This window comes from Streptomyces sp. NPDC044003 (genome assembly GCF_056435185.1).
Map to the genome: position 1 here is coordinate 439,541 of NZ_JBWKFA010000001.1, position 24,200 is coordinate 463,740.

18 protein-coding genes are annotated in these 24,200 nt (G+C 73.6%); 13 read left to right on the forward strand and 5 right to left on the reverse strand.

Features of this window, described 5'->3' with window-relative positions; genetic code table 11:
- Positions 1 to 85: 85 nt before the first annotated feature.
- The 7 genes from AC07AW_RS01965 to AC07AW_RS01995 all read left to right on the forward strand — a co-directional run bounded on the left by AC07AW_RS01965 (position 86) and on the right by AC07AW_RS01995 (position 5,647).
- Positions 86 to 724, forward strand: a complete 639-nt coding sequence (locus tag AC07AW_RS01965; RefSeq protein ID WP_478813579.1) for a GNAT family N-acetyltransferase — start codon at positions 86 to 88, stop codon at positions 722 to 724.
- A gap of 70 nt (positions 725 to 794) precedes the next feature.
- Entirely contained in the window at positions 795 to 1,328 is a 534-nt protein-coding gene (locus tag AC07AW_RS01970) for a hypothetical protein (RefSeq protein WP_478813580.1), read from the forward strand.
- A gap of 33 nt (positions 1,329 to 1,361) precedes the next feature.
- The gene (locus AC07AW_RS01975; protein ID WP_478813581.1) at positions 1,362 to 1,961 is read left to right on the forward strand and encodes an RNA polymerase sigma factor; all 600 of its coding nucleotides are present in this window, start codon (positions 1,362 to 1,364) and stop codon (positions 1,959 to 1,961) included.
- The gene (locus AC07AW_RS01980) at positions 1,958 to 2,866 is read left to right on the forward strand and encodes a zf-HC2 domain-containing protein (protein WP_478813582.1); all 909 of its coding nucleotides are present in this window, start codon (positions 1,958 to 1,960) and stop codon (positions 2,864 to 2,866) included. Before AC07AW_RS01975 ends, AC07AW_RS01980 begins: the two co-directional genes overlap by 4 nt.
- Entirely contained in the window at positions 2,863 to 3,660 is a 798-nt protein-coding gene (locus AC07AW_RS01985) for an ABC transporter ATP-binding protein (protein WP_478813583.1), read from the forward strand. Before AC07AW_RS01980 ends, AC07AW_RS01985 begins: the two co-directional genes overlap by 4 nt.
- Positions 3,657 to 4,979, forward strand: coding sequence for a hypothetical protein (locus AC07AW_RS01990; RefSeq protein ID WP_478813584.1), 1,323 nt, complete (start codon positions 3,657 to 3,659; stop codon positions 4,977 to 4,979). The genes AC07AW_RS01985 and AC07AW_RS01990 overlap by 4 nt, the downstream gene beginning before the upstream one ends.
- Before the next feature lie 59 nt (positions 4,980 to 5,038).
- Positions 5,039 to 5,647, forward strand: coding sequence for a hypothetical protein (locus AC07AW_RS01995; RefSeq protein ID WP_478813585.1), 609 nt, complete (start codon positions 5,039 to 5,041; stop codon positions 5,645 to 5,647).
- Positions 5,648 to 5,653: 6 nt separating this feature from the next.
- Here the strand turns inward: AC07AW_RS01995 and AC07AW_RS02000 are convergent, their stop codons facing one another.
- Complete coding sequence (locus AC07AW_RS02000) at positions 5,654 to 6,295, reverse strand: TetR/AcrR family transcriptional regulator (RefSeq protein ID WP_478813586.1); 642 nt, start codon at positions 6,293 to 6,295, stop codon at positions 5,654 to 5,656.
- A 183-nt stretch (positions 6,296 to 6,478) separates the two neighbouring features.
- On the opposite strand from AC07AW_RS02000, the gene AC07AW_RS02005 reads away from it, so the two are divergent.
- From AC07AW_RS02005 to AC07AW_RS02030, 6 genes are all read left to right on the forward strand, one after another.
- Positions 6,479 to 8,224 carry a glycoside hydrolase family 3 protein gene (locus AC07AW_RS02005; RefSeq protein WP_478813587.1) on the forward strand — a complete coding sequence of 582 codons (1,746 nt, stop codon included), beginning with the start codon at positions 6,479 to 6,481 and terminating at the stop codon, positions 8,222 to 8,224.
- A 215-nt stretch (positions 8,225 to 8,439) separates the two neighbouring features.
- On the forward strand, positions 8,440 to 9,504 hold the full coding sequence (gene surE / locus AC07AW_RS02010) for a 5'/3'-nucleotidase SurE (RefSeq protein ID WP_478813588.1): 1,065 nt from the start codon (positions 8,440 to 8,442) through the stop codon (positions 9,502 to 9,504).
- An 84-nt stretch (positions 9,505 to 9,588) separates the two neighbouring features.
- Entirely contained in the window at positions 9,589 to 10,260 is a 672-nt protein-coding gene (locus tag AC07AW_RS02015; protein ID WP_478813589.1) for a spermidine synthase family protein, read from the forward strand.
- Between the two features lie 71 nt (positions 10,261 to 10,331).
- Positions 10,332 to 11,069 carry a response regulator transcription factor gene (locus tag AC07AW_RS02020; protein WP_030688813.1) on the forward strand — a complete coding sequence of 246 codons (738 nt, stop codon included), beginning with the start codon at positions 10,332 to 10,334 and terminating at the stop codon, positions 11,067 to 11,069.
- A 26-nt stretch (positions 11,070 to 11,095) separates the two neighbouring features.
- Positions 11,096 to 12,178: a HAMP domain-containing sensor histidine kinase gene (locus AC07AW_RS02025; RefSeq protein ID WP_478813590.1), complete on the forward strand. Its 1,083-nt coding sequence runs from the start codon at positions 11,096 to 11,098 to the stop codon at positions 12,176 to 12,178.
- Positions 12,179 to 12,468: 290 nt separating this feature from the next.
- Complete coding sequence (locus AC07AW_RS02030; RefSeq protein WP_478813591.1) at positions 12,469 to 16,254, forward strand: multifunctional oxoglutarate decarboxylase/oxoglutarate dehydrogenase thiamine pyrophosphate-binding subunit/dihydrolipoyllysine-residue succinyltransferase subunit; 3,786 nt, start codon at positions 12,469 to 12,471, stop codon at positions 16,252 to 16,254.
- Between the two features lie 76 nt (positions 16,255 to 16,330).
- Here the strand turns inward: AC07AW_RS02030 and fxsT are convergent, their stop codons facing one another.
- From fxsT to AC07AW_RS02050, 4 genes are all read right to left on the reverse strand, one after another.
- Positions 16,331 to 19,348, reverse strand: coding sequence for an FxSxx-COOH system tetratricopeptide repeat protein (fxsT, locus tag AC07AW_RS02035; RefSeq protein ID WP_478813592.1), 3,018 nt, complete (start codon positions 19,346 to 19,348; stop codon positions 16,331 to 16,333).
- Between the two features lie 59 nt (positions 19,349 to 19,407).
- Complete coding sequence (locus AC07AW_RS02040) at positions 19,408 to 20,718, reverse strand: aKG-HExxH-type peptide beta-hydroxylase (protein ID WP_478813593.1); 1,311 nt, start codon at positions 20,716 to 20,718, stop codon at positions 19,408 to 19,410.
- A gap of 42 nt (positions 20,719 to 20,760) precedes the next feature.
- Positions 20,761 to 20,970, reverse strand: coding sequence for a hypothetical protein (locus AC07AW_RS02045; RefSeq protein WP_478813594.1), 210 nt, complete (start codon positions 20,968 to 20,970; stop codon positions 20,761 to 20,763).
- 90 nt (positions 20,971 to 21,060) lie between these two features.
- The gene (locus tag AC07AW_RS02050) at positions 21,061 to 24,198 is read right to left on the reverse strand and encodes an SAV_2336 N-terminal domain-related protein (protein WP_478813595.1); all 3,138 of its coding nucleotides are present in this window, start codon (positions 24,196 to 24,198) and stop codon (positions 21,061 to 21,063) included.
- Between the last annotated feature and the right edge of the window lie 2 nt (positions 24,199 to 24,200).

The window sequence follows — 24,200 nt, forward strand, 5'->3', positions numbered from 1 at the left end:
GTGAGCCCAGGGATGTTCCCGGACGTTCGTTCGCTCTGAGCGATCACCCTCGCACGCGCCCGCGTGGAGCCGATGTAATGCCTGCATGGACATAGGAGCTATTACCGATGCCTGGGTGGCGGGCTGGACCGTCTCCCGGGGCACCCCGGCCGCCGTCGTCGAGCCCTGGGGCTACCGGATCGAGGTCGGCCTGCCCCGGCACGTCGTACGGCACGTGCTGCCCGCCCCCGACGCGACCTCCGTCGGCGCGCTCTGCGCCCGGCTGACCGCGCCGTACAGCTGGCTCAAGGTGATGGCGGGCCCCGAGGAGGTGACGCCCTGGATCACCGAGGGATGGACGGTCCCCGACGACCCGGGCTTCATGATGGTCAAGCCGCTGGACCCCGGCGCCCGCCCCGCGCCGCCCGAGGGATACGCCAGGACCACCGAGGTCGAGGACGGTGTCATCCGGGTCCGGATCCTCGCCCCGGACGGCACCCTCGCCGCCCGCGGCCAGATCGCCCCCACCGGCTCCACCGCCGTCGCCGACCAGATCGAGACGGACCCCGCGCACCGGCGCCGGGGCCTCGGCTCCAACGTCATGCGCACCCTGGAGGCCGCCGCCGCCCAGGCGGGCGCCCAGACCGGGGTGCTCGCCGCGACCACGGACGGCCTCGCGCTGTACGACTCCCTGGACTGGCGCTACCGGGGGCCGCTCACCGGGATCGTCCGAACAGAACCCTGATGTTCCCAGCCGGGGCGGAATCCGGGCCGTCCGGCTGCGCGCGGGCCCCCGGACGGGGCATGCTCGATCCATGGCGCGAGGAGTACGGGGAAGGTGGACGTGGTGCGGGGCCCTGCTGCTCGCGGGGGCCCTGGCCGGCGGCGTGAGCGGCTGCGGCCCCGGGGTGCCGACCGCGCCCGGCGGGCCGTCGTCGAGCACGAGTGCTCCGGCCCCGCCGAGCCCCACCACGGCCCCTGGCACCCCGACGAAGAACCCCCAGCCGAGCGAGGTCCTCATCGAGGTGGTCGTCAACGGCGGCCTCGCCGGCGTCCGCAACCAGCTCGTCGTCCACTACGACGGCAGCTGGACCAGCCGCTCCGGCACCAAGCCGCCCCGGACCGGCAAGCAGACCCCCGCCGAGGTGGCCGAACTGCGGGCGGCCCTGGAGGACCCCGCGTTCGCCCTGGTCCCGGAGCGCCCGACGGGCAGCCCGATCCCGGACGGCTTCCAGTACTACGTGACGTACCACCACCGCCTGGTCGTCGCGGGCGACGGCGAGCGCGCGCCCGCCCTCCAGCGCGTCTTCGCCGCCCTCCCCGAGGGCGGGCCGCCGACGAGCCCGTGAACCGAGTGAGCGCCTCCCGGCGATAGAGAGGGCGTGAGACTGTTGCGCCCCGCAGGGGGAGGCCCCTCCGGGGGCGACGAGGACGACGACGCGGCACTGCTGCGCGCGGTCGCCCGGGGGGACACCGAGGCGCTGGCCGTGCTCTACGACCGGCACGCCGGCTGGCTGTACGCCCGGCTGGCCCGGCGCTGCCCGGACGAGGAGACCGTACGGGAGGTCCTCCAGGACACCTTCGTCACGGTCTGGCGCTCGGCCGGCGGCCACCGGGGCCGGGGCGAGGCGGGCGGCTGGCTCTGGGTGATCGCCGCCCGGCGCCTGGTGGACGCACGCCGGGCCGGCGCCCGGGCCGAACGCGCCGCCGCCGCCCGGCCCGCGGAACCGCCCGCCCCCGCGCCCTCCGCCGAGGACCGGGTACTCGCCGGCCTGGAGTACGGGGAGGTCGGCGCCGCCCTCGACCGGATCTCGCCCGAACTCGCCGAGGTCCTGCGGGCCACCGTCGTCGACGGCCTGACCACCCGCGAGACCGCCCGGCTGCTCGGCATACCCGAGGGCACCGTCAAGACCCGCGCCCTGCGCGCCCGCCGCGAACTCCGCGCCGCGCTCGGCCCGCACCCCCTCGGAGGCACCGCATGACGGCCCCCTGGCACGTCTCCGACACCCTGGCCCACCGGTACGCGGCGGGCGAGGCCCCCGAGACGGACGCCTGGTCCCTGGAGAAGCACGTCGAGTCCTGCGGCCCCTGCGCGTCACGCGTCTCGGCGGCCGTCCACGCGACGACGGCGGGCCCGGCCCTGGCGTCCGTACGCGCGGAACTCCTGACGTCCCTGGGCCACACCCCGGAAACGGCCACCACGCGCGTGCGTACGGAGCCGGCCGGGGCGGCCACGACCGGGACGGGCCCCGGCAGGCCCCCCGTCGCGCATCCCCTCGGGCGGTGGGCGCGGATCTGGTGGGCCGCCGGACCCGCGCTGCGGGGATCCTGGGTGGTAGCCGTGATGCTCGTGCTCGGCGGGGCGTTCGCGCTCGCCCACGGGGCCGGGTTCCGGGGCGCCCGGAGCTGGCTGCTTGCCGTCTCCCCCCTCCTGCCGCTCGCCGGGGTGGCCGTCTCGTACGGACGGCACGCCGACCCCCTGTACGAGATCACCGCCGCCTCCCCGGCGGGCGGTCTGCGGCTGCTGCTCACCCGTACCGCCGCCGTCCTCGGCGCCTGCGTACCCCTGCTGACCGCCGGCGGGGCGCTGCTGCCCCCGGTGGCCGGCTTTCCCGGGGCGGCCGCCTGGCTCCTCCCGGGCCTGGCGCTGACCCTGGCCGCGCTCGCGCTCGGCTCGTTCGTCGGCTGCCGGGCGGCGGCCGCGACGCTCGGCGGCGGGTGGCTGCTCGCCGTCGCGGGCCCCCTCCTCGGGCCCTCGGGGGCGGGCGGCATCGCCCGCTACTTCGCCGGCCCCGCCGTGCAGGGCGCCTGGGCGGCCGCCGCCCTCGCCTGCGCCGCCCTCCTCGCGCTGCGGCGCCGTTCCTTCGACCACCTGGAGACCCGGTGAACCCCTCGGCCACCGTCGCGGTGACCGGACTGACCGTCCGGCACCGCCGCACCGTCGCGCTCGACGCGCTCGACCTCTCCCTCGGGCCGGGCGTGCACGGCCTGCTCGGCCCGAACGGGGCCGGGAAGACCTCCCTCATCCGGGTCCTCGCCACCGTCGCCGCGCCCACCGCCGGCCGGGTGGAGCTGCTCGGCGCCGACTCCGCCGGCCACGGCGAGCGCACCGCGATCCGGCGCCGGCTCGGCTATCTGCCGCAGGAGTTCGGCTACTACCCGGCCTTCACGGTGCGGGAGTTCGTCGCGTACGTGGCCTGGCTCAAGGAGCTGCCGGCCGACCGCGTCCCGGCGGCCGTGGAGCGGGCGGTGCGGCGGGTCGGGCTCGGGGACCGGATCGACGCGCGCATGAAGACGCTGTCGGGCGGGATGGTGCGGCGGGCGGGGATCGCGCAGGCGATCGTCAACGAGCCGGAGCTGCTGCTGCTCGACGAGCCGACCGCCGGACTCGATCCGGAGCAGCGCGTCGACTTCCGTGAGCTGCTGCGGGAGCTCGGCACGCGCGCGACGGTGGTGGTCTCGACCCACCTGGTCGAGGACGTGGCGGCGGCCTGCACCGACGTCGCCCTCATCGAGGCGGGACGGCTCGCCTTCCAGGGCACGACGGCGGAACTCGCCGCGCTCGGCGGCGAGTCGGCAGGACCCGGCGACGCCACGACGAGCGCGGTGGAGCGCGGCTACACCGCCGCACTGCGCGCCCACCGGAGCCCTGAGGGCCGGGCGAAGGAGCCGCTGCGATGACCGGCACCCTCACCCCGTCCCGTACGGACGCACCCCCGCGCGTGCGGGCCGTTTCCCCGCTCCGGACCGAGCTGCGGCGCGGGCTCGGGCCCTGGGCCGGTGCCGCCGTGGCGCTCACCGTGCTGGTGGCGATGTACGGCAAGGCCCCCCAGTGGCAGACCCGTTGGACCGACGTGACGGGACTGCTGCACGTGGCCGTCGGACTGCTCGGCGGGCCTCTCGCGCTCGCGGCGGGCGGCTGGCAGGGCGGCCGGGACCGGCGGCGCGGCACGACGGAGCTGTGGGAGTCCGTCCCCCGCTCCCCGCTGCGCCGGCTCCTGGTCTCGATCGCCCCGTCCGCGCTGTGGCCCGTCGCCGGGGTGCTGCTCGCCGACGCCGTGTGCCTGTCGGTGACCTGGCCGTACGTCTCCGCCGGCCGCCCCTTCCTCGAACTGCTCGCCGCCGACGCGGTCGCCGTCGCCTGCCTCGGCGCGCTCGGTCATCTCGCCGGGCGGCTCGTCCCCTGGCGGCTGACGGCCCCGCTCCTGGGGATCGTCGGGTACGTGGGCCTCGCCATCGGTACGTACACGCAGGCGACGGCCCGCTGGCTGGGCCCGGCCGTCGAGTACCGGTCCCCCTGGGCCCGGACGGTCTGGTGGTTCGCACCGGTGTCGGTGGGGTGGACGGCGGGACTCGCCCTCGCCGCGCTCCTCGGGTACGGGGCACACACGGCCCGCCTGCGGGCGCTCGCGCTGATCCCGCTGTCCGTCGCGGTCGCCTCGGCGGGGCTGCTCCTGCGGCTGCCGCCGGACGAGGGCCCGTGGCGCCCCGATCCGGCCCTGACCCGCCCGGTCTGCGACGGCGGCACTCCACGCGTGTGCGTGACGGCCCTCGACCGGAAGCTGCTTCCGGCCGTGTCGGAGGCGCTCGCCCCGGTGAACGCACGCCTCAGGGGGCTGCCGGGTGCGCCGGCCCGCTGGGCCGCCGGCCCTCTCGATCCCCTCCCCGGCGACGTGGAACTGATGGATCCTGCGGCGGACTCGGCGCGGGGGCGGATCGGGCGCGCGGATCTGTACCGGAACTCCGCCGTGATGCAGCTCTTCTCGGACACCTGCCGCCCCGGCGACCTCACGGGCCCGGAGGCCGAGCGGGCGATGACCGTCAACGCCGCGGTCATCGAGTGGCTGGCCCCCACTCCGGACGACTTCGGACCCGACGTCCCCGGGACCCAGCCGAACATCGACCGGCTGAACGCCAAGTCCCCCGCCGCCCAGCGCGACTACCTGACCCGCTACCTGGCGGCGAACCCCTGCCACCCGGACGAGGTGCCGATCCCTTGAGCCCCACGAGTCCTATGAGGCCCGTGAGTCGCCTGAGGCTCATGAGTCCGACGAGTCCGATGAGTTTGTTCAGGCTCTATCTGCGCTCCCGTGCCCTGCCCGGCGCCCTCGCGGTCCTCGTGGGCTCGGCGGTGGCCGGCGGCTGGGCCGCCCGGTGGCTGGAGTCGCTGCCGGGGGCCGATCCCTCGGTCCGGCTGCCGGTCGTGGCCCTCGGCCCCCTGCTCGCGGCGGCCGTGATCGGCACCGGTCTGTACACGCCGAGCGACGAGCTGGACCGTACGGCGGTACGCGCGTGGTGGCCCCGCCGACTGGCCCATCTCCTGGCCGCGACGGCACTCGCCGGCGCCCTGCTCGCCCTCACGGTGCCGGGGCACCCGGAGGAGTTCGGCGCGCCCGCCGCCGTACGCAACACGCTGGGCCTGGTGGGCGTCGCGGCGGGCGGCGCCGCGCTGGTCGGTGCCCGTCTGAGCTGGCTCCCGCCCGCCGTCTACCTGTGCGCGGTCGGTCTGGCGGCCCCTGCCGAGCCGGGCGGTGCGGCCGCCTGGTGGGCGTGGGCCATGCAGCCGGGCCCGGAGCGCGAGGCGTGGACGGTCGCGGCGGCCGCCTTCACGGCCGGCACCGCGCTGTACGCGGTGCGCGGCTCGCGCCGTCCGAGGAACGACGGCTGAGGCCCGTCACTCCCGAGGCGCCGCGATCTCCGCGTACCGGCGCCGGAGGTACGCGCCCACCCGGGCCGGCATGTCCATCGAGGACGGGTCGAGGGCCCACTGGATCTGGAGGCCGTCCATGACGGCGAGGTGTTCCTGGGCGACGGCCGGGCAGTCGATGTCGGGGCGGAGTTCACCGCTCCGCACGGCCTTCTCCAGGAGTTCGACGGTGTGCCGGAGCACGCGCGCGTAGCGCTCCTTGAAGTACTCGTGGGCGGGGTGCCCGACGTTGCCGGACTCGCCCACCAGGACGTTGAACATCCTGACGATGCCGGGGCGCCGGGTGTTCTCCTCGATGAGGGCGACGAGGGTCTCCAGATAGGCGGCGTACGACTCGGGTTCGACGCCGAACAGGCGCTCCACGTCGTGCTGTTCGCTCTGCGCGAGGACGGAGAGGAGCAGGTCCTCCTTGCTGCGGAAGTGGTGGAGCAGGCCGCCCTGGGTGATCCCGCAGTCGTGGGCGATCCGGGCGAGGGAGGAGGCGTGGAAACCCCACTGTCCGAAGTGGTCGACGGCGGTGTCCAGGATCTTCCGGCGGCGCGCGTCACCGACCGCGTAGCTGCCCCTGCCCGCGCTTCCGCGGGTCGCCCGGCCCGTGTTCTCCGCCATGCGGCCACCTTAACCGGGCCGGAAAACACCACCTTCGCCCTGTGATCCAGGACACAAACACGAAACCTAGTGGGTACTCGGTTTTCACGCTTAGCCTGAGGGCGCCAGAGGTCGGCACCGCGGCCGGCCCGTGACCGGCGGAGCCTCCTCACGCCCTTCGGTCGAGTAGCCCCGGAGCCACCCATGCACCCGTACCAGGACCCCGCCCGCCCCGTGGACGAGCGCGTCGAGGACCTCCTCTCCCGCATGACGCTGGAGGAGAAGGCCGGACAGCTCTTCCACACGATGCTGACGATGAACGCCGACGGCACCCCGGTGACCGAGACCGACGGCGACCTCCTGGAGCTCACCACCCCGCAGCTCGTCCAGGACCGGCGGCTGACCCACTTCAACCTGCTCGGCAGCTACGGCGCCCGCGAGATGGCCCTCTGGCACAACGCGATCCAGGAGATGGCCGCGAGCACCCGGCTCGGCATCCCCGTCTCCCTGTCGACCGACCCCCGCCACGCCTTCACCGACAACATCGGCGCCTCCTTCAACGCCGGCGCCTTCTCCGCCTGGCCCGAGGCGCTCGGCCTCGCCGCGATCGGCGACCCGGAACTGGTCTTCGACTTCGCCGACACCGTCCGCCGCGAGTACCTCTCCGTCGGCTTCCGCACCGCGCTCCACCCGCAGATCGACCTCGCGACCGAACCCCGCTGGTCCCGCCAGTCCGGCACCTTCGGCTCCGACGCCCAGCTGACGGGCGAGCTGGTCCAGGCGTACGTGCGCGGGCTCCAGGGCCCCGAGCTCGGCCCGGACTCCGTCGCCGCGATGGTGAAGCACTTCCCCGGCGGCGGCCCGCAGAAGGACGGCGAGGACCCGCACTTCCCGCACGGCAAGGAGCAGATCTACCCGGGCGGGATGCGCGACCACCACCTGGAGCCGTTCAAGGCCGCGATCGCCGCCGGCTGCTCGCAGATGATGCCGTACTACGGCCAGCCGATCGGCACCGACTGGGAGGAGGTCGGCTTCGGCTTCAACAAGGGCGTCATCACGGGCCTGCTCCGCGAGGAACTCGGCTTCACCGGCATCGTCTGCACCGACTGGGGCCTCCTCCAGGACGCCCCGATCTTCGGCGAGATGCACGTGGCCCGCGCCTGGGGCGTCGAGCACCTGAGCGTGGCCGAGCGGGCCGCGAAGGCGCTGGACGCGGGCGCGGACCAGTTCGGCGGCGAGGAGTGCCCCGAGGTGATCGTGGAGCTCGTCACGACGGGCCGGATCCCCGAGGCACGGATCGACGCCTCCGTACGACGGCTGCTGCGGGAGAAGTTCCTCCTGGGGCTCTTCGACGAGCGCCGGTACGTCGACCCCGACGAGGCCGCCGAGACGGTCGGCCGCGCCGACTTCACGGCCGCGGGCGCCGCCGCCCAGCGCCGCTCGCTCACCGTGCTCACCGACGGCCCCCTCCCCCTGGCGGGGCGGCCGAGGCTGTACGTGGAGAACGTCGACCCGGCCGTCGCTGCGGCGTACGGCGAGGTCGTCGCCGACCCGGCCGACGCCGAGCTCGCGGTGCTCCGGCTCCGCACCCCGTACGAGGAGCGGCCGAACAGGTTCGAGTCCTTCTTCCACGCCGGCAGCCTCGCCTTCGGCCAGGAGGAGCTGGACGGGATCCTCGCCCTCCTCCGGGCCGTCCCCACGGTCGTCTGCGTGAACCTGGAGCGGCCGGCCGTCCTGCCGGAGATCGCCGAGCACGCGGCGGCACTGATCGCCGACTACGGCGCGAGCGACGAGGCCCTCCTCGACGTGGCCTTCGGCCGGGCGAAGGCGGAGGGGAAGCTGCCGTTCGAGCTGCCGCGCTCGATGGCGGCGGTGGAGGCCTCCCGGCCGGACGTCCCGAACGACACGGTGGATCCGGTGTTCCCGCACGGGCACGGCCTGGAGATCTGATCCCGGATCCCGAATCCAATATTCGGATCTTGGATCCAACATTCGGATCTTGGATCTCGGATCCAGCATCCCCCTCGCGGATGTCGGATCCGAAATCCACCCACAGACCGCGGGGCATCTGACGACCCCGCGCCCGATCCGGGGCCCGCCCGTGGGGGGCCGGGCCCCGGATCCTCTTCCTGCCCGCATGTCATGCTCATGAAGGGACCGTACGCATGCGCTCGTACCTCGCGCTGTCCGCGGCAGCCGCCGTACTCGCCGCCGCAGGCGCCACCGCCTACGCCACCACTCCCGACACCACCGAGAAGGCCCTCCCCCTCGCCGGGATGCGGATCCTGATCTCCAACGACGACTCGATGCAGGCGGCGAAGGCGAGCAACTCCGACGGTCTCGGCCTGTACGAGCTGCGCCGAGCGATGTGCGCCGCCGGGGCCGACGTCGTCGTCATGGCGCCCTGGCAGGTCCAGTCCGGCAAGGGCACCGCCGTCACCAACGGCGGCGTCCTCACCGCCCAGCACCGCACCGCCCTGCCCGCCGGCTACGAGAACGACTGCGCCCAGGCCCCCTCCCACGGAGCCGTCTACGGCGTCTGTCTCGCCGACGGCCCCTGCACCAAGGACTCCCCGTCCGCCACCCCCGCCGACACCGTCAAGCTCGCCCTCCGCGCCGGCCTCAAGGCCAAGGCCGGCTGGGACACCGCTCCCGACCTGGTCCTCACCGGCATCAACTCCGGCCCCAACGTCTCCGCGAGCGTCAACGACTCCGGCACCGTCGGCGCCGCCGTCGCCGCGATCGACCAGGACGTCCCCGCGATCGCCTTCTCCTCCTCCGGCGACGAGACGAACACGAGCTTCCCCCGGGTCAACTACCGCGCCAACGCCGAGTTCGGCGCCCGCTTCGTCGCCGGGCTCAGGCAACGCGACCTGCTCACCCCCGCGTTCGCCCTCAAGGTCGACTACCCCGACGTCAGCGCCGGACAGCGGGCCGGGGGCCCGGTCTGGACGAGCGTCGGAGACGGCGCCGTCGTCTACCACGCCTTCGAGCAGCGCGGGAGCGGCGACTCCTTCGACATCACCCTCGGCCTCTGCCCCGTGGACGGCACCGGCGAGGGCGAGTGCGCCGAGGGCCGGAAGGACGCCGACTCCACCTGGCTGCTCGACAAGGGCCACGTCACGGTCGCCCCGGTCACCTGGGACCGCACCTACGGCAGCCCGGTCGGCGCACGCCGTGAGCTGAAGGCGATCGAGCGGTACGTGGAGCGCGAAGCCCCGCGCCCGTAAGGCTCGTTATGTGTTTGTCCCGGCCGTCGGCGCCCCGCGAGGATGGCCGGGACGAACCGTACGCACACGAGCCACGGAGTGATCATGACCACCCCCGTCACCCTCGACCGCCGTGAAGGGCCGTACGGAGAAGTTGTCCTCCGCCGCCGTGCCGAGCACTACGAGATCATCGCCAACGGCACCTTCCTGATGGACACCTCCGACGGGCGCTCCGAGCGGCTCCTGATCGACGCGGCGATGGCCGCCCTCCCCGAGCGGATCCGTACCGGCGCCTCCGTCCTCGTCGGCGGCCTCGGCGTCGGCTTCTCGCTCGCCCACGCCGTCGCCGACCCCCGCTGGGGCCGCATCGCGGTCGCGGAGCGTGAGGAGGCGATCATCGACTGGCACCGGAAGGGGCCCCTCTCCGCGATCTCCGGGGCCGCGCTCGCCGATCCGCGGACCGTGATCCTGCACACGGACCTCGTCGCCCACCTCCGTACCACCACGGACACCTACGACGCCCTCTGTCTCGACATCGACAACGGGCCCGACTGGACGGTCACCGAGGACAACGAATCCCTTTACTCGGCCGACGGATTGGCGGCCTGCGCGGCCCGGCTGAACCCCGGCGGGATCCTTGCCGTGTGGTCCGCGCAGCCCTCCGCCGATTTCGAAGAGTCGTTGCGGAATGCCGGATTCAGCGGGGTACGGACGGAAGAGATCCCCGTTGCCCGGGGCGTCCCCGACGTGGTCCACCTCGCCGTCCGTCCCGGATAACTCCTGGATAGCCGGGACGCCGTCGGTACCTCTAGGCTGCTGCACCGACATCGGCGACGCGAGGCGGGGCAATGGAGCAGACACACACCACTCACCACGGTGCGGCGGCCACTCCGGGGGCCCAGCGGCGCGTCCTTGTGGTCGAGGACGACGCCACGATCGTGGAGGCGATCTCCGCGCGGCTGCGCGCCGAGGGCTTCCTCGTCCAGACCGCGACCGACGGTCCCGCGGCCGTGGACGCGGCCGAGGCCTGGCAGCCCGACCTGATGGTCCTGGACGTGATGCTGCCCGGTTTCGACGGCCTGGAGGTGTGCCGCAGGGTCCAGGCCCAGCGCCCCGTCCCGGTCCTCATGCTGACCGCCCGCGACGACGAGACCGACATGCTGGTCGGCCTCGGCGTCGGCGCGGACGACTACATGACCAAGCCGTTCTCGATGCGCGAGCTGGCCGCCCGGGTGCACGTGCTGCTGCGCCGGGTGGAGCGGGCCGCGCTCGCGGCGGTCACCCCGCGCAGCGGGATCCTGCGCCTGGGCGAGCTGGAGATCGACCACGCGCAGCGCCGGGTCCGGGTCCGCGCGGAGGACGTGCACCTGACCCCGACCGAGTTCGACCTGCTCGTCTGCCTGGCGAGCACCCCGCGGGCGGTCCTCTCCCGCGAGCAGCTGCTCGCCGAGGTGTGGGACTGGGCGGACGCCTCGGGCACCCGGACCGTGGACAGCCACATCAAGGCGCTGCGCCGGAAGATCGGGGCCGAGCGGATCCGTACGGTCCACGGCGTCGGTTACGCGCTGGAGACCCCGGCGCCGTGAACCGGCCGGGGCCCGGGAGGCCGCACGTGGGACGGGGACCGCGCGGGCCCCGTCGGATCGTGATCTCGATCAAGACCAAGCTGGGCGCCCTGGTCGTCGGGGCGGTCCTGCTGACCTCCTGCCTGGCCCTGGTCGCGATCCGTACGTCCACGGAGTTCCGCTACATCACGATCTTCGCGATGATCGCGACCCTGCTGATCACCCAGTTCGTGGCGCAGTCGCTGACGGCGCCGCTCGACGAGATGAACACGGTGGCCGGGTCGATCTCGCGCGGGGACTTCAGCCGACGGGTGCGGGGCGCGGACCGGCGGGACGAGCTGGGCGACCTCGCGTCGACGATCAACCGCATGGCGGACGACCTGGAGGCCGTCGACCGGCACCGCAAGGAGCTGGTGGCCAATGTCTCGCACGAGCTGCGCACGCCGATCGCGGCGCTGCGGGCCGTCCTGGAGAACGTCGTGGACGGGGTGTCCGAGGCCGATCCGGAGACGATGCGGTCGGCGCTGAAGCAGACGGAGCGGCTCGGCCGGCTGGTGGAGACCCTGCTCGACCTGTCACGTCTTGACAACGGTGTCGTCACGCTCCGGGCGAGCCGTTTCGAGGTCTGGCCGTATCTGTCGGGGGTGCTGCGGGAGGCGAACCTGGCCGCGTCCCAGCGCGGCCTCTCGTCCACGTCGGGCCTGCACCGGCGTACGGACGTACATCTGCATCTGGACGTGTCGCCGCCGGAGCTGGTCGCGCACGCGGACGCGGAGCGGCTGCACCAGGTGATGGCGAACCTGATCGACAACGCGGTGAAGCACTCCCCGCCGCACGGCCGGGTCACGGTCCGGGCCCGGCGCGGCCCGTATCCGGACTCGCTGGAGCTGGAGGTCGAGGACGAGGGTCCCGGCATCCCGGAGTCGGAGCGGCACAAGGTCTTCGAGCGGTTCAACCGGGGTTCGGCCCCGGACCGGCAGGGGCCGGGCAGCGACGGCGGCACGGGCCTCGGGCTCGCGATCGCCCGCTGGGCGGTGGATCTGCACGGCGGCGGGATCGGAGTGGCCGAATCGTCACGTGGATGCCGCATCAGAGTCACTCTTCCGGGCAGCCTTCCCCCGAGGGATTGACGTAGGGTTCGAACCGGAAGCGCACGTTCTGCGTGTACGTGAACAGGACGTGCGTCTCCATGAGCGGGACGTGATCAGGGGTGCGGCCGAACTGGGCCGTGCTCGTGCTTTTCCGTACCCTCACACATGCGGAACCACGCTTGTTTCCCGCCATTCATGGCATCGAAACACGCTGTCAAGTGTGACTTGCGCAACGTTGGAGTGCCTGGCCTGCACCTCTCGGCCGGACAGGCGTAGCCTTTATTTCCGCTGTCCATCACCTTGCGAAGCGGAAGAGGGCGGTTGCCGCCGTGTCGTCTCAGTCCCCCAGTACCCCGAGCTCCCCGGCCGACCAAGACGGGCAGGGCGTGAGCCCCGCAGCCGCCTTCGGTGCCAATGAGTGGCTCGTCGACGAGATCTACCAGCAGTACCTCCAGGACCCGAATTCGGTCGATCGTGCCTGGTGGGACTTCTTCGCCGACTACAAGCCCGGAGCGTCGGAGACCCCGGCCGCCCCGGCCGCCACCACCACGCAGAGCGCGCCCGTCGCGCCGCAGGCGCGCCCCGCACAGGCCGCGCCTTCGGCTCCGGCGGCCGTTCCGGCCCCCGCGCCCGCCCCGGTCGCGGCCCCGGCTCCCGTGAAGCCGGCCGCGGCCCCCGCGCCGGTCGCCGCGAAGCCCGCCGCCGCTCCGGCGGCCGTCAAGGCCGCCCCGGCCACCGAGGCCCCCGCCGGCCCGGAGCTGATCACGCTGCGCGGCCCCGCCGCCGCGGTCGCGAAGAACATGAACGCCTCCCTCGACGTCCCGACGGCCACGTCCGTCCGCGCCGTCCCGGTGAAGCTGCTCTTCGACAACCGGATCGTGATCAACAACCACCTGAAGCGCGCCCGGGGCGGGAAGATCTCCTTCACGCACCTCATCGGCTACGCGATGGTGCAGGCGATCAAGGCCATGCCGTCGATGAACTACTCCTTCGCGGAGAAGGACGGCAAGCCGACCCTGGTCAAGCCGGAGCACGTGAACTTCGGCCTCGCGATCGACCTGGTGAAGCCCAACGGCGACCGCCAGCTCGTCGTCGCGGGCATCAAGAAGGCCGAGACGCTCAACTTCTTCGAGTTCTGGCAGGCCTACGAGGACATCGTCAAGCGCGCCCGCGTGGGCAAGCTGACGATGGAGGACTTCACCGGCGTCACGGTCTCCCTGACCAACCCCGGCGGCCTCGGCACCGTCCACTCCGTGCCGCGTCTGATGCCCGGACAGTCCGTCATCATGGGCGTCGGCTCGATGGACTACCCGGCCGAGTTCCAGGGCACCTCCCAGGACACCCTGAACAAGCTGGGCATCTCCAAGGTCATGACCCTGACCTCGACGTACGACCACCGCGTCATCCAGGGCGCCGCCTCCGGCGAGTTCCTGCGGATCGTGGCGAACTTCCTCCTCGGCGAGGAGGGCTTCTACGACGAGATCTTCAAGGCCCTGCGCATCCCCTACGAGCCGGTCCGCTGGCTCAAGGACATCGACGCCTCGCACGACGACGACGTCACCAAGGCCGCGCGCGTCTTCGAGCTCATCCACTCCTACCGGGTCCGCGGCCACGTCATGGCCGACACCGACCCGCTGGAGTACAAGCAGCGCAAGCACCCCGACCTGGACATCACCGAGCACGGCCTCACCCTGTGGGACCTGGAGCGCGAGTTCGCGGTCGGCGGCTTCGCCGGCAAGTCGATGATGAAGCTCCGCGACATCCTCGGCGTGCTCCGCGACTCGTACTGCCGCACCACCGGCGTCGAGTTCATGCACATCCAGGACCCGAAGCAGCGCAAGTGGATCCAGGACCGCGTCGAGCGCCCGCACTCCCGCGTGGAGCGCGAGGAGCAGCTGCGGATCCTGCGCCGGCTGAACGCCGCGGAGGCCTTCGAGACCTTCCTGCAGACGAAGTACGTCGGTCAGAAGCGCTTCTCCCTGGAGGGCGGCGAGTCCGTCATCCCGCTGCTCGACGCGGTCATCGACTCGGCCGCCGAGTCGCGCCTCGACGAGGTCGTCATCGGCATGGCCCACCGCGGCCGCCTGAACGTCCTGGCGAACATCGTCGGCAAGTCGTACGCGCAGATCTTCCGCGAGTTCGAGGGCAACCTCGACCCGAAGTCGATGCACGGCTCCGGCGACGTGAAGTACCACCTGGGCGCCGCGGGCACCTTCACCGGCCTGGACGGCGAGCAGATCAAGGTCTCCCTGGCCGCCAACCCCTCGCACCTGGAGGCGGTCGACCCGGTCCTGGAAGGCATCGTCCGCGCCAAGCAGGACGTCATCAACAAGGGCGGCACGGACTTCACCGTCCTGCCCGTCGCCCTCCACGGCGACGCGGCCTTCGCCGGCCAGGGTGTCGTCGCCGAGACGCTGAACATGTCGCAGCTGCGGGGCTACCGCACCGGCGGCACGGTCCACATCGTCATCAACAACCAGGTCGGCTTCACCGCCGCCCCGGAGTCCTCGCGTTCCTCGATGTACGCGACCGACGTGGCCCGCATGATCGAGGCGCCGATCTTCCACGTGAACGGCGACGACCCGGAGGCCGTGGTCCGCGTCGCGCGGCTCGCCTTCGAGTTCCGCCAGACGTTCAACAAGGACGTCGTGATCGACCTCATCTGCTACCGCCGCCGCGGTCACAACGAGGGCGACAACCCGCAGTTCACCAACCCGCAGATGTACAACCTGATCGACAAGAAGCGTTCGGTGCGCAAGCTGTACACCGAGTCGCTCATCGGTCGCGGCGACATCACCCTCGAAGAGGCGGAGCAGGCGCTCCAGGACTTCCAGGGCCAGCTGGAGAAGGTGTTCGCGGAGGTCCGCGAGGCCACCGCCGCCCCGGCGGCGACGACCGTCCCGGACGCCCAGGCCGAGTTCCCGGTCGCCGTCACCACCGCGGTCTCCCAGGAGGTCGTGAAGCGGATCGCCGAGTCGCAGGTCAGCATCCCGGAGCGGGTCACGGTCCACCCGCGTCTGCTGCCGCAGATGCAGCGCCGTGCCGCCTCGATCGACGACGGCACCATCGACTGGGGCTTCGGCGAGACCCTCGCCATCGGCTCCCTGCTGATGGAGGGCACCCCGGTCCGCCTGTCGGGCCAGGACTCCCGCCGCGGCACCTTCGGCCAGCGCCACGCGGTCCTCGTCGACCAGGAGACCGGCGAGGACTACACCCCGCTGCTCTACCTGACCGAGGACCAGGCCCACTACAACGTCTACGACTCGCTGCTCAGCGAGTACGCGGCGATGGGCTTCGAGTACGGCTACTCGCTGGAGCGCCCGGACGCCCTGGTCATCTGGGAGGCCCAGTTCGGTGACTTCGTCAACGGCGCGCAGACCGTCGTCGACGAGTTCATCTCCTCGGCCGAGCAGAAGTGGGGCCAGACCTCCGGCGTCACGCTGCTCCTGCCGCACGGCTACGAGGGCCAGGGCCCGGACCACTCGTCCGCGCGCCCGGAGCGCTTCCTCCAGATGTGTGCCCAGGACAACATGACGGTCGCCATGCCGACGCTGCCGTCGAACTACTTCCACCTCCTGCGCTGGCAGGTGCACAACCCGCACCACAAGCCGCTCATCGTCTTCACCCCGAAGTCGATGCTGCGTCTGAAGGCCGCGGCGTCCAAGGCGGAGGAGTTCACCACCGGCGGCTTCCGCCCGGTGATCGGCGACACCACGGTCGACCCGGCGAACGTCCGCAAGGTCGTCTTCTGCGCCGGCAAGGTCTACTACGACCTGGAGGCCGAGCGTCAGAAGCGCGGTGACACGGAGACCGCGATCATCCGTCTGGAGCGCCTGTACCCGCTGCCGGGTGCCGAGCTGCAGGCCGAGATCGCCAAGTACCCGAACGCCGCGAAGTACATCTGGGCGCAGGAGGAGCCGGCGAACCAGGGTGCCTGGCCGTTCATCGCGCTCAACCTGATCGACCACCTGGACCTGGCGGTCGGCGCGGACATCCCGGCGGGCGAGCGCCTGCGCCGGATCTCGCGTCCGCACTCCTCCTCCCCGGCGGTCGGCTCGGCCAAGCGCCACCAGGCGGAGCAGCAGCAGCTGGTCAACGAGGTCTTCGACGCCTGATCTCGTACCGCGTGAGGAGGCCCGGCACCCCGAAAGGGGTGCCGGGCCTCCGGCGTTTCCGATGCCGTACGGGCTGTCAGCCCAGGTTGGCCTCGAAGTCCCAGTAGGGCCTGTTGCGCTGGCGCGCCGACAGGGTGTGCGGGTGCTGGGCGCCCAGGGTGCGGGTGAGGGTGAGCAGGGCGTCCTCCTCCAGCTTCCCGGCCTCCTCGGTCTCCCTGAGCCCGCGCAGATCGGTGGCGAGGGCCACCTGGCACGACAGGGTGAGCGGGTGCTCGTTGCCGAGGGTGTGCCGGGCCCGGCGCAGGGTGTCCCGGCTGAGCTCGGCGGCGTCCTGCACCCGGCCGTTGAAGTTGCGGGCGGCGCAGGTGTTGAGCGCGCAGCCGAGCACCCAGGGGTGGTCGGAGCCGAGCGAGGAGGTCAGTCCGGCGAGCGCGGCCTCCAGGATGGCCAGGGCGTCCGCGCGTTCGCCGGAGGCCTGGAGGACGAGGGCGGTGTTGGCGAGGACGCCGGTGGCGACGGGGTGTGCGGGGCCGAGGAGGGCGCGGTAGCCGGCCTCGGCCTCGTGGCTGAGTTCGCGGGCGTGGTCGAGGTCGCCGTGTTCGCGGAGGTAGTTGGCGTAGTTGTTGAGGGAGGAGAGCGTCACGTAGTGGGTGCGGCCGTGCACCTGCTCCAGCTGGTCGAGCAGGCTGGCCATGGTGGCTCCGAGGTCCTGCTGGAAGCCGCCCTCGCGGCGCCGGCACAGGGCCAGCTGGGTGCGGGCGTACAGCGTCTGCAGGTGCTGCGGGCCGAGCACCTGCACATGCCGCAGGACGTTGGCCTCCTGGCGGGCGAGGGCTTCGCGGTACTGGCCGAGCAGCCGCAGATCGTGCGCGAGGGCGTTGCTGGAGTTGAGGGTGTGGGAGTGACGTTTGCCGAGGACCCGCTCGCTGAGGGCGAGGGTCTCGGAGTCGGACTCGTACGCCTCCGAGAAGCGGCCGAGCTGGCGCAGGGTGACGCCGAGGTTGTGCCGGGCGACGAGGGTGGAGAACTCGCTGTCGCCGAGGAGGCGTTCGGCGTCGGCGAGGACCTGGCGCTGGAGCCGTTCCGACTCCTTGTACTGGCCGAGGAAGCGCAGGTCGCTGGAGATGGCGCTGCTGGAGAGCAGGGTGCCGAGCTCGTTGGGGGGCTGGGCGGCGGCGAGGCGTTCCCGCTGGGCGAGGTCGAGTTCGTAGGCCTCGCGGAAGCGGCCGAAGGAGCGCAGGATGTTGCTCTGCTGGGTGGTCAGGTCCAGCATGGGCTGGTCCAGCGGGCGCATGAAGGTGGACCAGTTGTCCCGGATCTTCTCGGCGAGCTGGATACCGGCCCTGAACTCGCCGCTGCGGAAGCAGTAGCGCAGACAGTTGAGCACGGCGGTCTGGGTGCGCGGGTTGTGGCTGAGGAGCGCGCCGGAGGGCTCCAGGTGGGGCAGGAGTTCGGCGTAGCGGGGCCAGTGCCGGCTGTCCATGGGGTTGCCGGGGTCGGCCTCGGCGAGCAGGGTGCGGACGGCCTGGCGGTGGGCGGCGCGGTGGTCGCCCTCGGTGAGCCGGGCGACGATGTCGTGGACGAGCCGGTGCATGTGCACGGACTCCTGGTGCGGCCCCACCTCGGCGTTGTTGACGGGGCCGCGGGTCTCGCGGGTGAGCACCGAGTAGTTGACCAGGGTGTCCAGGGCCCGGGACCAGGCGGCGAGGTCGGTGACCATCCACCGCAGGTCCTCGGGGAGGTCCGCCTGCGGGTAGGCGCGGATGAGACCGAGCGGGATGCGGCCGGGGGCGAAGGAGGCGCACAGGCTGAGCACGTCGATGGCCTGCGGCTGGGCGCGTCGGAGCCGGTTGATCAGTATCGACCAGGAGGTCAGGGACGCCTGCGGGAAGCCGTCTCCGGAGGGCTCGACGGCGGAGATCCGTCCTTCGCGGACCATGTGCAGGTATTCGGCGACCTCCATGCGGGACTCGCCGAGCCAGGCCGCGGCCTGGACCAGCGGCAGGGGTACGTCCCCGAACTCGGCGGCGACCTCGTCGGCCTCGGGCGCGGTGACGTGCGGGGCGCGCCGCATCAGATAGCCGGTGGACTCGGCGCGGTCGAAGCCGGGGACTTCGAGGATGTCGGTGTAGTCGCCCCAGCCGCGGTTGCGTGACGTGACGAGGACGTGGCCGGGGCCGTGCGGCAGCATGACGTTCGCGCCGTCCGTGTCGTCCCAGCCGTCGAAGACGATGAGCCAGCGGGAGTGCGGGTCGCCCCGGCGCAGGGCCTCGCGGACGGCGCGGATACGTTCGCCGGGTTCGTTGCCGGTGGCGAGGCCGAGTTCGGTGGCGAGCTCGCCGAAGCGGTCGCGCTGCACGTTGCGGTCGTCGGAGCTGACCCACCACACGACGTCGTAGTCGGAGCTGAAGCGGTGGGCGTATTCGGCGGCGATCTGGGTCTTGCCGATGCCGGACATGCCGAGCAGGGTGCACGCGGCGTTGCCGCGCTCGGCGTCCATGAGCCGTTCCTGGAGCTCGCTGAGCAGCTCGTCCCGGCCGGTGAAGCGCGGGTTGCGGCGCGGGATCTCGCCCCAGATCTCGGGCGGGGTGTCAGGGAAGCGGACGAGTGATCCGGCGGGCAGCCGACGGCCTGTGGCGCGGCGGGGTTCGACGCCGAGCCGGCTGAGCAGCCGGACTTCGGCCTCCTCCTCGCCGATGCCCCAGAGGCTGACGGGTTCGAGGACGGCGGTGGCCGGGAGCAGGGTCCGGTTGGTGAGGTTGACCGCGGCGAAGCGCTCGGCGTGCGCGGCGACGAAGCCGCGCAGGACGTCGTTCCACTCGCCGGCCGCACGCGGGCCGAGCTGGAAGAACCAGTCGTCCAGGACGAGCAGCACCTGGCCGCGGGCGAGCAGCAGGTCACCGAGGGAGTCCTCCAGGGGCACCTCACGCGGCGGGTCCCAGCGCTGAAGGCTCGCGCGCACCCCGTACGCGTCGAGCCGCTGGTTGATCCAGGTCGCCCACGGGCGGTGATAGCCGGGGAAGACCACGAGGACGTGTTCCGGCGCGCTTCTGGCTCCGTGGTCCGCCGCACCACCCGATCGCTGTTCCGCCATCTGTCGTGTCTCCCGTCCCGCTCCCGCGCAACGCGGTGTCATGTGCCGTGGGCACAGTGTTACCAAGTAGCCAGGGGGGCCGTGCCGAGGCTCGCGTGATGCAGCCTCATTTGATGCACGAACTCCCTTCCTTCCACAGTAAGTTCATCGGATTCAAGCAGGATCCGCAGGGCCGCACCCACCTGATCGTGGATGTCGTCGAACTGTTGCCCGGCAGCGTGCCGCCAGGCCGCCGGCGCCCCCTGGGCGGTGACCGCGCGCCACCACAGGTCGGTCAGGGCCATGTGCGCGTAGGCGCCGTGCAGCACACCGGCGATGGGCCGCGGGTCCGGCCGCCAGCCGACCCGGTGCACGGCGTCCCGCCCGGGGCCGTACAACGGCATGAGTTCATGGAGGGTCGCCAGCTTGCTGTGGTGCAGCTCGTGGACCACCGTCTCGACCATCCCCTGGCCGCCGTCGGGCAGCGAGGTCAGTACGGCTCCGGGGGCGGCGCTCAGCGTGGCCCCCAGGTGCCGGGGACCCCGCGGCAGGACGGGGACGACCGCACGGACGCCGCGGGACACCTCGGCGGCCCGGCCGGGGTCCGTGCGGGCCAGGAGGTCCTGGGCGGCGCGCCAGGTGGCGGACCAGGCCGCGTGGTCGGTGTCGCCGGGGTCGGCCGCGACGACCACCGTGCCGCCCGCTCCGGACGGCACGCGGTACGGGTCGAGATCGTCCAGGCGCGCGGCGCTGCCGTGCAGCGGGCGGACCGCGCGCCAGCCGGGTCCACGGCCGGTGAGGACACCGGGACGGCGACCGGTCAGGGTCAGGACGGCGGGTGCGGCCCGGTGGGCGCCGTCCGGATGGAACCGTACGGTCCGCTCGCCGGCGCTGATCCGGACGCGGTCCGCGGCCACGCTCAGCCGGCCCACGCCGGGCAGCGGGAGCAGGCCGTCCGGGGTCTCCACGGTCAGGTCGAGCGCGCCGCCGGCGCGCAGGGCAGCGGTGACCGCGAGGTGGTCGAGGTGGCCGAGCAGCCTGTCGAAGGCCGGCCCGGCGGGCTCGGCGAGCGCGCCGGCCAGCCAGGCCCCGGTCGTCGGGTAGTCGAGGACGTCACGGACCACGGCGGGATGGCGCCGCTCGATCCGTTCGAGCAGATCCCAGGCGCGCTCGAAGCGGGCGAGCGCGCCCGGCTCGACGGCCGCCCGGTGCCGGTGGACGCGCACCAGGAGCGCCTTGAGGAGCAGCAGCCGCCGGGTGTGCAGGGCGGACCGCAGCAGCGTGAGCCCGTCCGGCGCCGGGCTGAGCCGGGCCAGCCGGGCGACGACCGGCGCGGGCAGGGGCGCGACGCTCACTCCCTCCTCCAGGAAACGGCGGCGGGTGGTGTGCATCTGACCGAAAAGGGTCGGTCGGCGCGGCCACTCCACCGGGGGTCAACCGTCGACCTTGTCCCCGCCGCTCTCGACGAACCACGAGGGCTCCAGCTCCTGCGGATCCCAGAGGACCCGCTCGACGGCGGCCGCCAACTCGGGATCGTCCATGAAGCGCAAGGTCCGCAGGTCCACACCGGTGAGGTCGGGCAGGCCCCACGGCCGTTCGCCGCCCCGGTCGACGCCTGCGACCCGCTTCGTGTGCTCCAACACCCTCGGCTCCTCCTCACCGACCCTTGTCCCCCACAGTCGTAGCGGCGGAGCGGTTCTTCCCGACGCCCCAAAGGCAGAAACCCGTTCGACTCAACTGCGCCCATGCGCGCCCCCGTTATCCAGCCGTTCCGCGTCCTCTTCGCGCCACGCCCACCAGGGCGGCGCGATCCGGCGCCGTTCCTCCCGGGAGAGGCCGTCCGGCCGCGGGCGGGGGTCGGCGCCGACCTCGGCGAGCAGGGCCCGGGTCCGCTCCACGTCCGCCCAGTCCACCGTGACCAGCATCCCGTCGAGGCGCCGCCACTGCTCGGCGGCCTCCTCCAGGACGGTCGCGGCGTGGCCCACGCGGTCCATCAGGTAGAGCACCGTGCCCTGGGCGTGGAGCGCCCTCGCCAGGGTGACCGTGCCGGGGGTGTCGCCGCGGGCGGAGCGGCTGTCGTCGGCGGCGCGCCGGAAGGCGGTGAGGGCGTCGACGAGCTGCCCGTCCCTGGCCGCCTCGCTCAGCTGCAGTTGCACCCAGCCCAGTTGGAGCCAGACCTCGGCCCGGGTCGCCGGGTCGCGGGTGGTGCGGACGGCCTCGTCCAGGAGGTGGCGGCTCTCGTACAGGTCCGGCAGGAAGCCCGCGCGGTCGAAGCGGAGGGCGAGCACGCTGCCGATGAGGATCCGGGCACGCTCGCGGGCGGCAGCGCCGGAGGGGAGGCAGGTGAGGGCCTCGCGCAGCACGGACTCGGCGCGGTCGACCGGCCGGGTCCCGGTGCCGGCGGCGGCGCGGCGCAGCAGGGACTCGCCCCAGGTGAGCAGGAGGCGGCCGCGCTGTCCGCTCTCGGCGGGGGCGAGCAGGGTGGCCTCCTCGTACGCCTCGTCCGCCGCCGCGCCGTCGCCGGTGGTCTCGTGCAGGCGGGCCCGCGCGGCGGTGTGACGCAGCCTCAGGGCGCGGCCGTCGCCGAGGAGGGCCTCCGCGCGGTCGAGGACGGGGGCGACGCGGTCCGCTCCGGCCTCGGCGAGGTGCAGGGCGTCGGCGAGGTCGAGCAGGGCGGCGGCGCTCTCCCCGAGGGCGAGGGCGGCGGTGAGCTCCTCGGCGGCCGCGGCGCCGTCGCCGCGCGCGAGGAGCAGCCGTCCCCGGCGCAGGTGCAGGGTGGGCCGGGCGGCCGGGGGCCAGCGGTCCGCGTCCCCTGCGAGCACGGCGAGGGCGGCGTCGAGCTGCCCGGGGTCCTCGGTCTCCTGCCACAGGGCGTGGTGGACGGCGGCCCGTTCGAGGCGGGCCTCGGCCCAGTGGTCGTCTCCGGGCCGGGCCAGCTTCCCGGCGTGGACGAGGGTGTCGGCGGCCCGGGTGAGGAGCTCGCGGCGGCGGCCCGCACGCCGGGCGGCGCCGGTGCCCGCCTCCGCGTACAGGATGCGGCCGAGGAGGATCCGGGCCGCGACGGGCGCGGCGGGGAGTGCCTCCTCGGCCCGTTCGCGGGCGGCGGCGAGGAGGGCGGGGTCGGACTGGGCGCGTCCCTGTTCGAGGAGGCGGCGGGCTTCGGTGAGGGGGTCGGGGGTGACGAGGTCGGGGTGGTAGAAGCGGAGCACGCGCGCGGGGATGCGGGCGAACAGCTCCGCCTCGGCCCCCTCGGGCCCGGTGGGGTCGTCGGTCTCGTCGGGCGGGGTGACGAGACCGGGTCCGCCCTCGCCGTCGGCGCCGTGGCCGGCGAGGCGGGCGGCGGCGAGCGCCGGGAAGTTGCGCATGCCCTGGCCGAAGTTGCGCTCCACGTACTCCGAGCAGTGCTTGAGGACGAGGGCGGCGGCGCCGGGATCGAGCGAGCCGAGGAGGAACTGCTGGATGCCGGGCGGATAGCTGAAGCAGGGGTACGGGGCGGGGCCGGGCAGTCGGCGGAGGAGTCCGCTGAGCAGCACCTCGGCCAGCTCCATGGGCCCGGTGTCGGGCAGCATCGCGCGCTGGACGAGCTGCATGACGGGGAGGGTGAGCGGGGCCGCCGCGAGGTGGACGGCGAGCCGGAGGGCGCCCGGCGAGGCGCCGGCCCGGAAGGTGTGCAGGACCTCCTCGTCGCCGCGCGGTGCCCGGGGCGCCCGGGGCGCCTGCGGCCGCGCCTGCTCGGGGGCGAGCCAGGCGGCCCAGCCGCGGACGGTGTCGCCGCCGTGGCCGGTGTGGAGCCGGGCCCAGGAGGCGAAGGCCTCGGGGGTGGGGGTGAGCACGGGGACGGCGCGCCGCGCGGGGTCGAGGGCCGCCCAGGGTTCGTCGTCGGAGCGGAAGACGGCGGGACCCCTGGGGGCCGCGGAGCGCTGGAAGGTGCCGGGCTCGGCGGGGAGGGCGGTGCGCGGCCAGAGGCGCGGCGGCAGCGGCTGGACGAGGGCGAGCGGTGAGTGGCGGGGCCAGTCGCGCAGGAAGCGCTGGGCGGCGCCGCGCTGCCACAGGGGGCCGACGCAGTCGCTGACGACGAGGGTGAGGCGGCACCCGGTGGGGTCGTGGAGCTGGTCGACGGGGCGGAGCCGCGGTCTGCCGTCGGTTCCGCTGGTCGTGGTGACGAGCGGCGGTCCTTCGCCGGTGTCGTACAGGCGGTGCACCTGGACGTCGCGGAAGGCGCCGGACTGCTGGCAGGCCTGGCGGAGTTCCTCGACCATGCGGTCCCAGACGACCATGGCGGGGCCGGTGTCCATGAGGAGCTGGATGTCGGGGCGGCGGCCGGCGGCGGGGCGCAGGACGGGCGTCAGGATGCCCGCGGCGGCACTGCGCTCGGCGGTGGCCTCCTCGTCGAGGGGGCCCTCGCCGGGGCGCGGCGGGGCGGGCGCGTACCCCCGCAGCGGGCGCAGGGCCTTCTGGAGGCCGAGGAGTCCGGGCAGGGCGTTGGCCCCGGGCGCGCGTACGGGCAGGGCCGCGCCCCGCGTCGTACCCCCGCCCGCGCCGGAGCGCGCTCCGTCCGCCGGGGCGGCTCCGGCGCGCATGTGGAGGGCGACGGACTCGCGGCCTCCGGTCCGCGCGGGTTCACGCGGGGGCGTGGGCGGGGTCGCCTCCTCGTGATTGGCCGGATCTCGCCCTTCGTCGGCGGACCGGGCGGTCTCCGTACTCCCGTCGTCCGCGCGGGACGGCGGCTCCTCCGGATCGGGAGTCTCCGGTTCCGGCAGCCACTGGGACAGCCAGAGCGCGTCCGCGACCGCCTCGGCGGACGGGTCCACCCCGCCCGCCCGCAGTCTGCGGGTCAGCTCCTCCAGAGGCATCCGGCGGGTCCGGTGCATCC

Excerpts from the sequence above, each read along its gene's own strand:
- AC07AW_RS01980 (WP_478813582.1), top strand. The coding sequence starts at position 1,958 with ATGACGGCCCCCTGGCACGTCTCCGACACCCTGGCCCACCGGTACGCG.
- AC07AW_RS02050 (WP_478813595.1), bottom strand. The coding sequence starts at position 24,198 with ATGCACCGGACCCGCCGGATGCCTCTGGAGGAGCTGACCCGCAGACTG.
- AC07AW_RS02020 (WP_030688813.1), top strand. The coding sequence starts at position 10,332 with ATGGAGCAGACACACACCACTCACCACGGTGCGGCGGCCACTCCGGGG.
- AC07AW_RS02005 (WP_478813587.1), top strand. The coding sequence starts at position 6,479 with ATGCACCCGTACCAGGACCCCGCCCGCCCCGTGGACGAGCGCGTCGAG.
- fxsT (WP_478813592.1), bottom strand. The coding sequence starts at position 19,348 with ATGGCGGAACAGCGATCGGGTGGTGCGGCGGACCACGGAGCCAGAAGC.
- AC07AW_RS01965 (WP_478813579.1), top strand. The coding sequence starts at position 86 with ATGGACATAGGAGCTATTACCGATGCCTGGGTGGCGGGCTGGACCGTC.
- AC07AW_RS01990 (WP_478813584.1), top strand. The coding sequence starts at position 3,657 with ATGACCGGCACCCTCACCCCGTCCCGTACGGACGCACCCCCGCGCGTG.
- AC07AW_RS02015 (WP_478813589.1), top strand. The coding sequence starts at position 9,589 with ATGACCACCCCCGTCACCCTCGACCGCCGTGAAGGGCCGTACGGAGAA.
- surE (WP_478813588.1), top strand. The coding sequence starts at position 8,440 with ATGCGCTCGTACCTCGCGCTGTCCGCGGCAGCCGCCGTACTCGCCGCC.
- AC07AW_RS01970 (WP_478813580.1), top strand. The coding sequence starts at position 795 with ATGGCGCGAGGAGTACGGGGAAGGTGGACGTGGTGCGGGGCCCTGCTG.
- AC07AW_RS02040 (WP_478813593.1), bottom strand. The coding sequence starts at position 20,718 with ATGCACACCACCCGCCGCCGTTTCCTGGAGGAGGGAGTGAGCGTCGCG.
- AC07AW_RS01995 (WP_478813585.1), top strand. The coding sequence starts at position 5,039 with ATGAGTTTGTTCAGGCTCTATCTGCGCTCCCGTGCCCTGCCCGGCGCC.
- AC07AW_RS02000 (WP_478813586.1), bottom strand. The coding sequence starts at position 6,295 with ATGGCGGAGAACACGGGCCGGGCGACCCGCGGAAGCGCGGGCAGGGGC.